Genomic DNA, 14,811 nt, shown 5'->3' on the forward strand with positions numbered 1-14,811 from the left:
TGCTGATGTCAGTGCAGCCCGGTGGTGGGCTCGTCCAGGACGTAGACCGTGCGCCCGGTCGAGCGCTTCTGCAGCTCGCTCGCCAGCTTGACGCGCTGCGCCTCGCCGCCGGAGAGGGTCGGCGCGGGCTGCCCGAGCCGGACGTACCCCAGCCCGACCTCGGTCAGCGTGCGCAGGTGGCGGGCGATGGTCGGCACGGCCTCGAAGAAGTCGAGCGCCTCCTCGATGGGCATGTCCAGCACCTCGGCGATGGACTTGCCCTTGTAGTGCACCTCCAGGGTCTCCCGGTTGTAGCGCGCGCCGTGGCAGACCTCGCACGGCACGTACACATCCGGCAGGAAGTTCATCTCGATCTTGATCGTGCCGTCGCCGGAGCAGTTCTCGCAGCGGCCGCCCTTGACGTTGAAGGAGAAGCGCCCGGGCTGGTATCCGCGGACCTTGGCCTCCATCGTCTCCGCGAACAGCTTGCGCACATGGTCGAACACGCCGGTGTACGTCGCCGGGTTGGAGCGCGGCGTGCGGCCGATCGGCGACTGGTCGACATGGACCACCTTGTCGACCAGGTCGTCGCCGGCGACCCGGGTGTGCCGGCCGGGGACGGCCCGCGCCCCGTTCAGCTCGCGGGCCAGATGGGTGTAGAGGATGTCGTTGACCAGGGTGGACTTGCCCGAGCCCGAGACGCCGGTGACGGCGGTGAGCACGCCGAGCGGGAAGGACACGTCGATGTCCTTCAGGTTGTTCTCCCGGGCGCCGTGCACGGTCAGCCGCCGGGTGGGGTCGGTGGGCCGGCGCATCGCCGGCAGCTCGATGGCCTTCTTCCCGGCCAGGTACTGCCCGGTCATCGAGTCCTCGTTGGCCAGCAGCTCGGCGAGCGGCCCGCTGTGCACCACCTTGCCGCCGTGCTCACCCGCGCCCGGGCCGATGTCCACCACCCAGTCCGAGGTCTTGATGGTGTCCTCGTCGTGCTCGACGACGATCAGCGTGTTGCCCAGGTCGCGCAGGCGCACCAGCGTCTCGATGAGCCGGTGGTTGTCGCGCTGGTGCAGGCCGATGGACGGCTCGTCCAGCACGTACAACACGCCCACCAGGCCGGAGCCGATCTGGGTGGCCAGCCGGATGCGCTGGGCCTCGCCGCCGGAGAGGGTCCCCGCCGCGCGGTTGAGCGAGAGGTAGTCCAGGCCGACGTCGACCAGGAACCGCAGCCGCTCGTTGACCTCCTTCAGCACGCGCTGGGCGATGGCCTTGTCGCGGGCGCTCAGCTTGAGCGCCCGCAGGAACTCGGCGCACTCGCTGATCGACATCGCGGAGACCTCCGCGATGGAGCGGCCCTCCACCGTGACGGCCAGGATGAGGGGCTTGAGCCGGGTGCCCTGGCAGGTGGGGCAGGGCACCTCGCGCATATAGCCCTCGAAGCGCTCGCGGCTGGAGTCGCTCTCCGCCTCCGAGTACCGCCGCCTGACGAAGGGCACCGCCCCCTCGAAGGCCGTGGTGTAGGCGCGCTCCCGCCCGTAGCGGTTGCGGTAGCGGACCTCGATCTGCGTGCGGTGCCCGTTGAGCAGCGCCTTCTTGGCGCGCTGCGGCAGCCCGGCCCAGGGGATGTCCGTACGGAAGCCGAGGGCGTCGGCGAGCGCCCCGTACAGCCGGGCGAAGTAGTCCTTGGTGTGGCCGTGGGACCAGGGGTGGATGGCGCCCTCGTCGAGCGACTTCTCCTCGTCCGGGACGATCAGCTCGGGGTCGACCTCCATGCGGGTGCCGATGCCGGTGCAGTCGGGGCAGGCACCGAAGGGCGAGTTGAAGGAGAAGGAGCGCGGCTCCAGCTCCTCGAAGGACAGGTCGTCGTACGGGCAGTAGAGGTGCTCGGAGAACATCCGCTCGCGCTGCGGGTCGTCCTGCTCGAGATCCACGAAGTCGAGGATCACCATGCCGCCGGAGAGGCCTAGCGCCGTCTCCACCGAGTCGGTCAGCCGCCGCTTGGCGCTGTCCTTGACGGTCAGGCGGTCGACGACCACCTCGATGGTGTGCTTCTCCTGCTTCTTGAGCTTCGGCGGTTCGGAGAGCTGGATGGTCGTGCCGTCCACCCGCGCCCGGCTGTAACCCTTGGTCTGGAGGTCGGCGAAGAGATCGACGAACTCGCCCTTGCGCTCGCGCACCAGCGGGGACAGCACCTGGAAGCGGCTGCCCTCGGGCAGCTCCAGCACCTTGTCGACGATCGCCTGCGGCGACTGGCGGGCGATCGGGCGGCCGCACTCGGGGCAGTGCGGCTTGCCGATCCGGGCGAACAGCAGCCGGAGGTAGTCGTAGACCTCCGTGATGGTGCCGACCGTCGAGCGGGGGTTGCGCGAGGTGGACTTCTGGTCGATGGACACCGCCGGGGACAGGCCCTCGATGAAGTCCACGTCGGGCTTGTCCATCTGCCCCAGGAACTGGCGGGCGTACGACGAGAGGGACTCGACGTAGCGGCGCTGTCCCTCCGCGAAGATCGTGTCGAACGCGAGGGACGACTTGCCCGACCCGGAGAGCCCGGTGAAGACGATGAGGGAGTCGCGAGGGAGGTCGAGCGAGACGTTCTTGAGATTGTGCTCGCGAGCGCCACGGACGATGAGACGGTCGGCCACGCCGGTCGGCACCTTTCTTGAGAGAGGTGGGGGTCCGCGGGCCCCGCTCCCATGAGGGGCTCTGCCGGGGCGCAGAGCCGGAGCGAGGCGAAAGCCCCCCGACCCAGGGTATGGGGGCGCTGCGGCGATGTCTTAAGGATGCAGCACACGAGCCTATAGCACGCACATTCGATTTGCGGGCCGAGGACGACGGCTTCACCCGAACGTGTGGCGCGGACTACCGTCGGAACATGACTGACTACGCACGTGACGCCGCCGCTGTACGGGGCGCGACCGACCGGCTGCTGAGCGGAGTGTCCCGGCTGGACGAGACGGCCGTCCGGGAGCCCTCGCTGCTCCCCGGCTGGACCCGCGGCCACGTGCTGGCCCATCTGGCGCGCAACGCGGACGCCCTGGTGAATCTCCTCACATGGGCCCGCACCGGGGTGCCGACCCCCATGTACCCCAGCGAGGACGCGCGGGACCGCGCCATCGAGGAGGCGGCGGGCCGCCCGCTGCCGGTCCACCTCGACGACCTGCGCACCAGCGCCTTCCGCTTCTACTCGGCGGCCGCGGCGCTGCCCGCGGCCCGCTGGTCGTACGAGGTCACCATGCGGCGCGGGGTCACCGAACCCGCCGGCCGGCTGCCGTTTCGCAGGCTGGTCGAGGTCGAGCTGCACCATGTGGACCTCGGGATCGGCTACACCCTGGCGGACCTGCCCGCCGAGTTCGTCGAGCGGGAGCTCGACTTCCTCACCGAGGTGAAGTTCGCCGGCCATCCCGAGGTGCCCCCGCTGCGGCTGGCCTCGGGCTGGGGCGGCCGGGTCCGGTGGACCGGCCGCGCGGGCGAGGGCGCCGGTCCCGCCGTCACCGTCGAGGGCTCCCCCGCCGCCCTGTTGGGGTGGCTCACCGGGCGCACGGACGGGTCCGGCCTGTCCTGCCCCGACGCGCCCCTGCCGGCCCTCCCGCCGCTAGGCTGAGCCCATGACGTACAGCGGAGCGGTGAAGGTCGGCGGACCGGCGGACGTGCACGAACTGACCGACCTGATGATCTCCAAGGTCGCGGTCGGCCGCATGAGCAACAACGCCTACCTGCTGCGCTGCCGCGCCACCGACGAGCAGCTGCTCATCGACGCCGCGGCCGAGCCGCACACCCTGCTGTCGCTCATCGGCGCCGGCGGCATCGCCTCCGTGGTCACCACCCACCGCCACCCCGACCACTGGGGCGCGCTGCGCGAGGTGGTGGAGGCCACCGGCGCCCGCACCTACGCGGGCCGCTACGACGCCGAGGGCATCCCGGTCCCCACCGACGTACCGGTCGAGGACGGCGACACGCTGCGCGTCGGCCGGGTCGAGCTCACCGCCCGCCGGCTGGTCGGCCACACGCCGGGCAGCATCGCCCTGATCTACGACGACCCGCACGGCCACCCGCACGTCTTCACCGGCGACTGCCTCTTCCCCGGCGGGGTCGGCAACACCCACAAGGACCCCAAGGCCTTCGAAAGCCTCATCGGCGACGTCGAGGCCAAGCTCTTCGACCGCCTGCCGGACGAGACCTGGGTGTACCCCGGCCACGGCGACGACACCACCCTCGGCGCCGAGCGCCCGCACCTCGGCGAGTGGCGCGAGCGCGGCTGGTGAGCGACGCGTGAGGGGAGCGCGCGCCGCGCCCGTACGCCGCGCGCCCTCCCCCGCGCCCGAGATCCCGTAACCGCGGGCGCGCGGCGGCGGTTGGCGCTTCATGCACGACGCCCGCCTCATGCACGACGCCCGCTCCCCGTCCATGGTCCGGCTCGCCGCCGCGTCCCTGGCCGGCACCGCCATCGAGTTCTACGACTTCTTCGTCTACGGCACCGCGGCCGCCCTCGTCCTCGGCCCGCTCTTCTTCCCCACCGTCTCCCCGCTCACCGGGACCCTCGCGGCCTTCGGCACCTTCGCCGTCGGCTTCCTCTCCCGGCCCCTCGGCTCGGCCGTCTTCGGCCCCCTCGGCGACCGCTACGGCAGACGGCCGGTGCTGCTGCTGTCGCTGCTGCTCACCGGGGTCGCGACGGTCGCGGTCGGCTTCGTGCCGCCCTACGCCTCGATCGGCACGGCGGCCCCCGTGCTGCTGCTCGTGCTGCGCTTCCTGCAAGGTCTCGGGCTCGGCGGCGAGTGGGGCGGCGCGGTGCTGCTGACCGCCGAGCACGCCCCGGAGCGGCGGCGCGGGCTGTGGGCGGGCATCCCTCAGGTCGGCCCGGCCGTCGGCTTCCTCCTCGCCAACGGCGTGATGCTGACCCTGTCCGCGACGCTCAGCGAGGCCCAGTTCCGCTCCTGGGGGTGGCGGGTGCCGTTCTGGGCGGCGGGGGTGCTGGTGGCGGCCGGGCTGCTGCTGCGCGCCCAGCTCCCCGAGTCCCCCCGGTTCCGGGAGCTGGCCGAGCGTGACGAGCGCGCCGCCGCGCCGCTCGCCGAGGTGGTGCGCGGCCACTGGCGGCTGGTGCTGCTGACCGCGGGGGGCCTCGCGGTGGGCTACGCGGTCTTCTACGCCGTGACGACCTGGTCCCTCGCCTACGGGACGGGGCGGCTGGGGGTGGACCGCACGGTGATGCTCGGCTGCGTCATGGCGGCCGTGGCGGTCAAGGGCGCGCTCACGCCCCTGGCCGCGCACCTCGGCGACCGCCTCGGCCGGCGGAGCATGTGCCTGGCGGGCTGCACGGGCACGGTGATCTGGATGTTCCCGATGGTGGCGCTGTTGCGCACGGGGCGGGCGCCGCTGATGTTCCTCGGCTTCCTGGGCGCGCTGCTGGCCTTCGTCGCGATGCTCGCCGTCACGGCGGCCTATCTGCCCGAGCTGTACGAGCCGAGGGTGCGCTGCACGGGCGCGTCGCTCGGCTACAACCTGGGCGGCGTGCTCGGCGGCGGACTGACCCCGCTGGTGGCGACCGCCCTGTCGCGCGGCGGCGGTCCGCCGTGGGGCGTCGCCGCGTATCTGACGGGCGTGGCGCTGCTCAGCCTGGGCTGCTTCGCGCTGCTCCCGGAGACCCGCCCGCCCCAGCCGGCGGACGGCACGGACCGCCCCCTCCCACGGCCGATGGGGGCCGGGGAGGCGGCGGTCTAGGGTCTTTCGTTTGGATCAGGCCGGATCAGGGAGCGGGGCCGGGGGTCAGGGCCGGGCGTCGACGCTGTCGCGCTCCTCGGCCGTGGTCCCCTCTCCCCGCTCCCCGGCCGCCGCCTCCCGCTCGGCCTGCTTCCTGGAGGCGTAGAGGCTGGTGATGGTGGTGACGGCGAGCACCGAGCAGATGACCCCGAGCGAGACGGGGATGCTGATCTCGGGGACGTGGACCCCGGACTCGTGGAGCGCGTGGAGCACCAGCTTCACGCCGATGAAGCCGAGGATCACCGACAGCCCGTACGACAGGTGGACCAGCTTCTTCAGCAGCCCGCCGATGAGGAAGTACAGCTGGCGCAGGCCCATCAGCGCGAAGGCGTTGGCCGTGAAGACGATGTACGGGTCCTGGGTGAGGCCGAAGATCGCGGGTATCGAGTCCAGCGCGAACAGGACGTCCGTGGTGCCGATCGCCAGCATGACGACGAGCATCGGGGTCATCAGACGCTTGCCCTGCTCGACGACGAACAGCTTGGTGCCGTGGTACTTGTCGGTGGAGGGGAAGCGCTTCTCGACCGCCTTGAGCAGGCGGTTCTCCTCGAACTCCTCGTCCTCCTCGTCCGCGCGCGCCTCCTGGATCAGCTTCCACGCGGTCCAGATGAGGAAGGCGCCGAAGAGGTAGAAGACCCAGGAGAAGGTCGAGATGATCGCGGCGCCGGCGCCGATGAAGCCCGCCCGCAGCACCAGGGCGATGAGCACGCCCACCATCAGCACCCGCTGCTGGTAGATCGTCGGCACCGCGAACTTCGCCATGATCAGCACGAAGACGAAGAGATTGTCGACGCTCAGGGACTTCTCGGTGATGAACCCGGCGAAGAACTCGCCCGAGGGCTGACCGCCCGCGAAGAGCAGCAGCCCGAGCCCGAACAGCCCGGCGAGGGCGATCCAGACGGCGGTCCAGATCCCCGCCTCCTTGAGCGAGACCTCATGCGGCTTGCGGCCGCCGACGAAGAAGTCGACGGCTATGAGGGCGCACAGGCCCACGATGGTCAGGACCCACAGGGTCCAGGAAACGTCCACGGTTCCTCCGGCATTCGTACGGCAATGTTCAGCGTCGTCGCTGCCGGAGGTCTCTTCCGCCCGGGCCGGGGCCACGGGCCGACGCCCCGGGATCGCATCCGGCCCGGCCAGGCGCCGGACGCGATCCGTACTGACGGGAACGCCGCGACAGGTGTACTCCCCTCCGCACCAAGAAGAGTACAGGAATCACCAAGGAAGAGTAAAGAGATGGGTAAATCCGCTGGTCAGTAGCGCTTTCTCGGGTAATGGCGGGAGGTCATGGGTCAGCGTCCGTACGCCTGCCGGGCCTGGACCACCCGGGCCAGCACCTGCTCCACCACCTGGCTGCCCGCCGGCACCAGCGACGGCTCGTACGTCCAGGCGTGGCCCACCCACGGGTCGGCCAGATGCTCGTCGGGGACCGGGGTGACCCTCAGCAGCGAGCGCCACAGCGGGTCCAGCACCGGGCCGTAGGCCTGTGCGTCCCGCCGGTCGGCGACCATCATCAGATGGACGCCCACCGAGGGCCCCTCGTCCGCGAGATAGCGCAGCTGGGTGACGGCCCGGTCGTCGAAGCCGTGCGGGAAGTCATGGACGATCAGCAGCTGTTCGGCGATGTCCAGGTCGGGCGGCAGCGCGTCCGCGGCGCCGCTGCGGACCGCCATCTGCACCAGGTCCACCCGGCGGGTCAGCGCGGCGAGCATCGCGCTCACCCCCTGGGCCCCGGTCGCGGGCGGCTCGCGCAGCACGCCGGAGCGCAGCAGCGGGGCGAAGGACGCCGCGGCCGAGCCCGCCGGGTCGATCACATGGACCGTGAACTCGCCCGCCGGGTAGACCGCGAGCAGCCGGGCGGCATGCGCGACCGCCGTGTCCGCGGCCAGCCGGCGCAGCTCCCCGGAGTCCACCGCGACCGCCTCGGACAGGCCGTCCCGCCCGCTGTCGATCCACAGCCCGCGTTCCAGCGGCAGCCGCACCAGCATGGGGATGCGCAGGTCCCGGCGCTCCGGGAGGTGCAGCTCGCCCAGGCGCAGCGCCATCGGGATCTCCATCGGCACCTGGTAGGCCTGCCAGACGGGGCTGTCCCAGCGCGCGAACGCCGGGGGCAGCGCGGGCTCGACCACCTCGGCCTCGGCGGCGAGCTGGGCCAGGTCCCGGTCGAGGACCGCGCGGGCCTGCTCGACCAGGGCGGTGTGCTTGGCGCGGGCCTGCTCGCGGGCCGCGTCCGCCTCGGGGCCGAAGCGGGTGCGGGGGTCGGAGAGCACCCCGTCCAGCTCCTTCTCCATGCGGGAGTCGGCGAAGTCGACGGCGCTGCGGTAGGCGGCTGCCGTGCGGGCCAGGTCCTCGAACATGCCCCAGACCTGGTTGTAGAGCCGCTCGTCCATGGTCCAGCCGGAGGCGTCGCCCGCGACGGGCTGGGCGGGGCGCCCGGGCTCGGCGGGCGGGGCGGGCGGAGGGGGCGTCGGCGGCGCGGACGTACGGCGGCCGGGGTGCTGGTAGTTGACCGGACCACCCGAGCCCGGACCACCCGAGCCCGGACCGCCGGAGCCCGGCCCGCCCGGGGCGGTGCCGGGGGGCGCGGGCGGGGGCGCCTGCTGGGGGACGGCGGCCGGCTCGGCCGTCGCGGCACCGCCGCCGGCCGTGGCCGTGCGCACCCGCCCCTCGCCGTCCGGGCGGGGCGGCGGCGGGGCGACCGAGCGGGCCATGCCCTGGGCGACCGCCTCGTTGATCCGCGCGGCGAGCGCGGCGGCCTCCGGCAGCCCCTGGTCGTGCAGCATCGCGGCCAGCCCGCCCGCGTAGCCCTGGCCCACGGCGCGCACCTTCCAGGCGCCCTGCCTGCGGTACAGCTCCAGGGCGACCACCGCGGACTCCGAGTCCAGGTCGGTGATGGTGTAGCTGGCGACCTCGGTGCCGTCGAGGCCGGTGACGGCGACGAACGGCGCGGGCATGGCGCCGAAGCGGGTGGGGCCGCCGACGCCCGTCGGCAGGGCCAGCAGCACATTGACCCGGTGGACGGCCTCGGGCACCGCGCCGAGGTCCACGGCGAGGCGGTGGTCCGCCGCGGCCTGCCGGGACACGTCGATGCCCGGCAGCTGGGGCGCGGCCGGGTGCGCGACCCACTCGGTGCCCCGTACCGTGCCCTGCTCGTCGCCGAGCGTGGCCCCGGCCACGATCGGATGGCCCGCCGAGACCCGGATCTCCAAACGGGTCTGGGGCAGGGGGTGGTTCTGCCCTCGGACCAGCTCGGCCGTCATGGCTGCGTCCCCTCGTTGCGTTCGGTGGTGTGTCGGTGCGTTTCGGCTCGCCGGGAGCACATCGGCCCGGTGGGCGGTGCGCCTACCGGGCCGATGGGTTCAGCCGCTCACAGGTGCGGCAGGATGTGCGGCATCAGGTCCTGGAAGGTGCGGCCGTTGGCCGGCTCGCCGACGGCCTTCATCTGCCAGCCGGCGCCGTCGCGCTGCACCTTGGCCATGATCTGCGCGGTGTACTGCCCGCCGCCGGTGAGGGTGTAGCGGGCCAGCTCCTGGCCGTTGGTCTCGTCCACCAGCCGGCAGAACGCGTTCTGCACCTCGGCGAAGGTCTGGCCGGTGAAGGAGTTGACGGTGAAGATGATCTGGTCGATGTGCACCGGCACCCGCTGCAGGTCGACCAGGATGGCCTCGTCGTCGCCGCCCTGGCCGGCGCCGCCCACCAGGTTGTCGCCGGTGTGGCGCACCGAGCCGTCGTCGCTGACGAGGTGGCGGAAGAAGACCACGTCCACCGGCTGCTTGTCGGCGAACAGGACGGCCGAGGCGTCGAGGTCGATCTCCCGCGTACGGGAACCGAACAACCCGCGCCGGGGAGCCGCCTGCCAGCCAAGTCCCATCCGCACCGCGGTCAGGGTGCCCCCGTCGGCCTTCTGCAGACTGATGGCCTGTCCCTTGGACATGTTGACCGTCACGCGCTGTCCCTACTCTCGTGTCTCGATCCCCGCGGCCGCCCGGTCCGCACGGCCTGTTCGAACCCTATGCACTGGGAAGGGCCCGCCAGCCGCCCGCACCGGCTTTTGTGTCGGTCTTGCAACACATCGCGCCGACACGGGCGGTGTCGCGTCCGTACGGACCCGGGGGGCGGCGGCCGGTCCGTACGGATCGAGGGAGGAGGAACCCGCTCGTACGGACCCGGGGGCGGCGGCCGGATCGGGGGTCAGGACAGCCCGGCCTCCTTCATCTGGCGCAGCTCCTTCTTCAACTCCCCCACCTCGTCGCGCAGCCGGGCCGCGACCTCGAACTGCAGCTCGGCGGCGGCGGCCCGCATCCGGTCGGTCATCTCCTCGATCAACTCGGCGAGTTCGGCGGCCGGACGGTCCGTCAGCGCCCCGTCCTTGCCCGCCTTGCCGGCCTTGGCGCCCTTGCCCGCCTTGTGCCCGGCCAGGGCAGGCACCGGGGCCTTCTGCCCCTTGGCCGCGCCCTTCCCGTCGGTCTTGCGGTAGCCGGTGCCCAGCAGCTCCTTGGTGTCGATCTCCTCGCGGGCGAGGGTCGCCACGATGTCGCCGATCTTCTTGCGGAGCGGCTGCGGGTCGATCCCGTTGGCCTTGTTGTAGGCGATCTGCTTCTCGCGGCGCCGGTTGGTCTCCTCGATGGCCTTCTCCATCGCCGGGGTGATCTTGTCGGCGTACATATGGACCTGACCGGACACGTTACGCGCGGCGCGGCCGATGGTCTGGATCAGCGAGGTGCCGGAGCGCAGGAAGCCCTCCTTGTCGGCGTCGAGGATCGCCACCAGCGAGACCTCCGGCAGGTCCAGGCCCTCGCGCAGCAGGTTGATGCCGACCAGGACGTCGAACTCGCCCGCGCGCAGCTCGCGCAGCAGCTCCACGCGGCGCAGGGTGTCCACGTCGCTGTGCAGATAGCGGACCTGGATGCCCAGCTCGAGCATGTAGTCCGTGAGGTCCTCGGCCATCTTCTTGGTGAGGGTGGTGACCAGGACGCGCTCGTCCTTCTCCGTGCGCGTGCGGATCTCGTGGATCAGGTCGTCGATCTGCCCCTCGGTGGGCTTGACCACGACCTCGGGGTCGACGAGACCGGTGGGGCGGATGATCTGCTCCACGAAGCCGTCGCCGCGCGAGAGCTCGTAGGGCCCGGGGGTGGCGGAGAGGTAGACGGTCTGGCCGGTGCGCTTCAGGAACTCCTCCCACTTCAGCGGGCGGTTGTCGAGGGCGGAGGGCAGCCGGAAGCCGTGCTCGATCAGCGTCCGCTTGCGGGAGGCGTCGCCCTCGTACATCGCGCCGATCTGCGGGACGGTGACATGGGACTCGTCGATGACCAGGAGGAAGTCCTCCGGGAAGTAGTCCAGCAGGGTGTGCGGCGGGGAGCCGGGCTCGCGGCCGTCGATGTGCAGGGAGTAGTTCTCGATGCCGGAGCAGGTGCCGATCTGGCGCATCATCTCGATGTCGTAGGTCGTCCGCATCCGCAGCCGCTGGGCCTCCAGCAGCTTGCCCTGCTTCTCCAGCCTGGCCAGGGTCTGCTCCAGCTCGGCCTCGATCCCGGCGATGGCCTTCTCCATACGCTCGGGGCCCGCCACGTAGTGGGAGGCGGGGAAGACATACAGCTCCTGGTCGTCGCTGATGACCTCGCCGGTGAGCGGATGGAGGGTGGAGAGCGCCTCGATCTCGTCGCCGAACATCTCGATCCGGACGGCGAGCTCCTCGTAGACCGGGAAGATCTCGATGGTGTCGCCGCGGACCCGGAAGGTGCCGCGGGTGAACGCCAGGTCATTGCGCGCGTACTGGATGTCGACGAAGCGGCGCAGCAGCTGGTCGCGGTCGATCTCCTGGCCGACCTTCAGCGGCACCATGCGGTCCACGTACTCCTGCGGGGTGCCGAGGCCGTAGATGCAGGAGACGGACGCCACGACGATCACGTCACGCCGGGTGAGCAGGGAGTTCGTCGCGGAGTGGCGCAGCCGCTCGACCTCCTCGTTGATCGAGGAGTCCTTCTCGATGTAGGTGTCCGACTGCGGTACGTAAGCCTCTGGCTGGTAGTAGTCGTAGTAGGACACGAAGTACTCGACCGCGTTGTTCGGCAGGAGCTCTCGGAACTCATTGGCGAGCTGGGCGGCGAGGGTCTTGTTGGGCGCCATGACGAGCGTCGGCCGCTGGAGCTTCTCGATCATCCACGCGGTGGTCGCGGACTTTCCGGTGCCGGTCGCGCCGAGCAGGACGACATCCTGCTCACCGGCGCGGATGCGCCGCTCCAGGTCGGCGATCGCCGTCGGCTGGTCGCCACTGGGCTGGTACGGGCTGACGACCTCGAAAGGCGCCACCTTGCGTTCGATCTGGGATACGGGCCGCATGTCCCCCACGGTACGACCCACCACCGACAACGGCCGACCGGCCGAACCCGGGGCCGTGCCCGGGTGACCCCGCCCGCGCCCCGCCCGCCCGACCGGCGGGCCCGTGCTTCACTCTGTCCATCCGCGACCTATCCTCCGGGACGGCACGACTGGGACCCTCTGCCCGTCCGCGAGTCACGCGAGTCAGACGACGCGAGGAGTCCGTATGCGCATCCGCCCCGCCGCCGCCCTCACCGGCGCGCTCATCGGCATGTCCGCGCTCTTCCTCTCACCGGCGGCCGCCCAGGCCGGCCAGACCGACCACACCGGCGAGCAGTCGCACCACACCGTCACCATCGCCCACCGGGGCGCCTCCGCCTACGCCCCCGAGAACACCCTCGCCGCCGTCGACGCGGCCGACGACCTCGGCATCACCTGGGTGGAGAACGACGTCCAGCGCACCAAGGACGGCGAGCTGATCGTCATGCACGACACCACGCTGAGCCGGACCACGGACGTCGAGGAGGTCTTCCCGGACCGCGCCCCCTGGAAGATCTCCGACTTCACCCTCGACGAGATCGAGCAGCTGGACGCGGGCAGCTGGTTCGGCCCCGAGTTCGCGGGGGAGGGCGTGCCGACCCTCGAGGACTACCTCGATCGGGTGGAACACAACCACCAGAAACTCCTCGTCGAGCTCAAGGCTCCCGAGCTGTATCCGGACATCGAGCGCCAGACCCTGCGCGAGCTGCGCCGAGCGGGCTGGCTGGACCGCCGCCACGTCAAGCACAAGCTGATCGTCCAGAGCTTCAACGCGAGCGCCGTGAAGCAGGTACACGACCTTCGGCCGGACGTCAAGACCGGGTTTCTGGGCACGCCCGCGATCGGCGACCTGGAGACGTACGCGGAGTTCGCCGACCAGATCAACCCGAGTTACAAGACCATCGACGCCGAGTATGTCGCCGCGGTCCACGAGGTGGACGGCGCGCACGGCCGTCCGTTCGAGGTCTACGCCTGGACGGTGAACGACGCGTCGGCGGCGGTCAACGTCGCGCGGATGGGGGTGAACGGGATCATCACCAACAACCCGGACGTCGTAAGGGACGCCCTGGAGGACGCGGGCTACGAGGTGCCGGCCGCCCCCGCGACGGCGTCGTAGCGCCGCCGCGACGGCCCCGGGGCGGGGCCCGGTCCACGGCCGCCGCCCCGCTCCGCTCGCCCCGGGACCGCAAGCGGCAGCCCTGGCCCCGGCTGCCGCGGCACCCCGGCCCCGCCCGGCCCGGGGGAGCGCTGTCGGTCCCGGGGCCTACGCTGAAACGGTGACGATCTCTGAAGGGCCGACGATCTCCGAAGGTCCGGCGAAGGCGGCAGGACCGGCGAACGCCGAGGCACCGGCGGCGGACAGGCCGGAGGCGCCGGAGGCGCGCCGTGAGGCGCGCGCCTGGTGCTGGAGCGTGGTGGACTCCCCCATCGGCCCCTTGCTGCTCGCGGCCACGGACCAGGGCCTGGCCCAGGTCGTCTTCCACGCCGACGAGGCGAGGGCGGCCGAGGCCGTCGCGCGGCTCACCGCCCGGCTCGGCACGGCCCCGGAGCCCGCCCCGGCTTCCCTGGCCTCCCCGGCCGGCACACCGGCCGACGCACCTGTCGGCTCACCCGCAGACTCGCCGGCCGGCTCACCGGTCGGCTCGGGAGGCACGCCGCCCTGTCTGACGCACCTCGGCTCGGCCGTGCGCCAGCTGGAGCGCTATTTCACCGGTGCGCTGACCGAGTTCACCGTCCCCCTGGACTGGTCCCTCATCACCGGCTTCAACCGCCGCGTGCTGCGCGAGCTGGCCGAGCACGTCCCGTACGGCACGGTCGTCGGCTATGGGGACCTCGCCGACCGGGTCGGCGATCCGGGCGCCGCCCGGGCCGTCGGCGTGGCCATGGGCAGCAATCCGCTCCCGGTCGTCGTGCCCTGTCACCGCGTCGTCGAGAGCGGCGGCGGCATAGGCGGCTTCGGCGGCGGTCTGGAGACGAAACGCACGCTGCTGGCCCTGGAAGGGATCCTTCCGCAGCCGCTCTTCTGAGACGGGCCGAAGCCCCGCCTGAGGGCGCCTCAGCCACCCGGCCCGCTCCAGGCCGGGTGGCGCGGGTCGTCCGCGCGGACCACCACATCCGCGGTCTCCGCGGGCCGCACCTCCTCCTCGTACCGCGCGAAGGCGGGCAGGGTCCACTGTGCGTCCTCCTCCGTACGGCGGGCCAGCGCGGCCGGGGACAGCCGCAGATGCACGGACAGGTCGAACGGGAACCAGCGCCCCAGCAGCAGCGCGCCATGGAGCAGCAGCACCCCGCCCGGCGGCAGTTCCACGTACGGGGAGCGGGTGGCCCGGTCGGTCACCGGGTCCCACAGATCGGGGAGCACCCGCCCCGTGCCGCGCGGCGCGGGTTCCAGCGGGTCGAAGACCTCGCGCCACAGGGCGCCCGTGTCGAGCCACATGTCGTAGTACGCGTCGGCGTCCCGCCGCCCGTACTCGTAGCGCAGCGACGCCGCCCGCAGAAAGCCGCCCGCCGCGACCACCAGCACCGGCCGCCCCCGCAGCCGCAGTTCCTCCGCCAGCCGGTCCGCCAGCTCCCCGGTGCGCGCCGCCGGGGCCCCGTCGACCGCCACCCTCAGCCAGGGTCCGCCGTCCGCCGCCGCCAGACCCGCGACGCGGTCGGCGAGCGCGCCGGTCAGCCGTTCCCAGGAGATCGCTTCGAGCCGCACAGCCCCCATCATGCAGGCATGCG

10 protein-coding genes and 1 pseudogene are annotated in these 14,811 nt (G+C 72.1%); 5 read left to right on the forward strand and 6 right to left on the reverse strand.

Translation table 11 applies throughout. From position 1 onward, the window contains the following. Positions 1-11: 11 nt before the first annotated feature. Positions 12-2,615 (reverse strand): annotated as a pseudogene (gene uvrA, locus BBH68_RS01865) (excinuclease ABC subunit UvrA); the annotation flags it as partial. Between the two features lie 230 nt (positions 2,616-2,845). Between uvrA and BBH68_RS01870 the strand changes: the two are divergent. From BBH68_RS01870 to BBH68_RS01880, 3 genes are all read left to right on the forward strand, one after another. Beyond that, positions 2,846-3,574 carry a maleylpyruvate isomerase family mycothiol-dependent enzyme gene (locus BBH68_RS01870; RefSeq protein ID WP_065958493.1) on the forward strand — a complete coding sequence of 243 codons (729 nt, stop codon included), beginning with the start codon at positions 2,846-2,848 and terminating at the stop codon, positions 3,572-3,574. Positions 3,575-3,578: 4 nt separating this feature from the next. Beyond that, positions 3,579-4,235: an MBL fold metallo-hydrolase gene (locus BBH68_RS01875; RefSeq protein WP_065958452.1), complete on the forward strand. Its 657-nt coding sequence runs from the start codon at positions 3,579-3,581 to the stop codon at positions 4,233-4,235. A gap of 142 nt (positions 4,236-4,377) precedes the next feature. Further along, entirely contained in the window at positions 4,378-5,688 is a 1,311-nt protein-coding gene (locus BBH68_RS01880; RefSeq protein WP_065958494.1) for an MFS transporter, read from the forward strand. Positions 5,689-5,733: 45 nt separating this feature from the next. Here BBH68_RS01880 and BBH68_RS01885 read toward each other — a convergent pair whose 3' ends face one another. The 4 genes from BBH68_RS01885 to uvrB form a co-directional block, all read right to left on the reverse strand. Beyond that, on the reverse strand, positions 5,734-6,756 hold the full coding sequence (locus tag BBH68_RS01885; protein WP_065958453.1) for a TerC family protein: 1,023 nt from the start codon (positions 6,754-6,756) through the stop codon (positions 5,734-5,736). A 263-nt stretch (positions 6,757-7,019) separates the two neighbouring features. Next, the gene (locus BBH68_RS01890) at positions 7,020-8,987 is read right to left on the reverse strand and encodes a TerD family protein (RefSeq protein ID WP_065958454.1); all 1,968 of its coding nucleotides are present in this window, start codon (positions 8,985-8,987) and stop codon (positions 7,020-7,022) included. Positions 8,988-9,094: 107 nt separating this feature from the next. Next, a complete protein-coding gene (locus BBH68_RS01895) occupies positions 9,095-9,673 on the reverse strand; it encodes a TerD family protein (RefSeq protein ID WP_065958455.1) in 579 nt (192 codons plus the stop codon). A gap of 245 nt (positions 9,674-9,918) precedes the next feature. Next, on the reverse strand, positions 9,919-12,066 hold the full coding sequence (uvrB, locus tag BBH68_RS01900; RefSeq protein WP_065958495.1) for an excinuclease ABC subunit UvrB: 2,148 nt from the start codon (positions 12,064-12,066) through the stop codon (positions 9,919-9,921). Between the two features lie 205 nt (positions 12,067-12,271). On the opposite strand from uvrB, the gene BBH68_RS01905 reads away from it, so the two are divergent. Both BBH68_RS01905 and BBH68_RS40390 read left to right on the forward strand, forming a co-directional pair. Continuing rightward, complete coding sequence (locus tag BBH68_RS01905) at positions 12,272-13,201, forward strand: glycerophosphodiester phosphodiesterase (RefSeq protein WP_065958456.1); 930 nt, start codon at positions 12,272-12,274, stop codon at positions 13,199-13,201. 160 nt (positions 13,202-13,361) lie between these two features. Next, on the forward strand, positions 13,362-14,111 hold the full coding sequence (locus BBH68_RS40390) for a methylated-DNA--[protein]-cysteine S-methyltransferase (RefSeq protein WP_425428754.1): 750 nt from the start codon (positions 13,362-13,364) through the stop codon (positions 14,109-14,111). 29 nt (positions 14,112-14,140) lie between these two features. On the opposite strand, the gene BBH68_RS01915 is transcribed toward BBH68_RS40390, so the two are convergent. Beyond that, on the reverse strand, positions 14,141-14,788 hold the full coding sequence (locus BBH68_RS01915) for a nucleoside/nucleotide kinase family protein (protein ID WP_065958458.1): 648 nt from the start codon (positions 14,786-14,788) through the stop codon (positions 14,141-14,143). Between the last annotated feature and the right edge of the window lie 23 nt (positions 14,789-14,811).

It is taken from the genome of Streptomyces sparsogenes, assembly GCF_001704635.1.
In the GTDB taxonomy this organism is placed as follows: domain Bacteria; phylum Actinomycetota; class Actinomycetes; order Streptomycetales; family Streptomycetaceae; genus Streptomyces; species Streptomyces sparsogenes.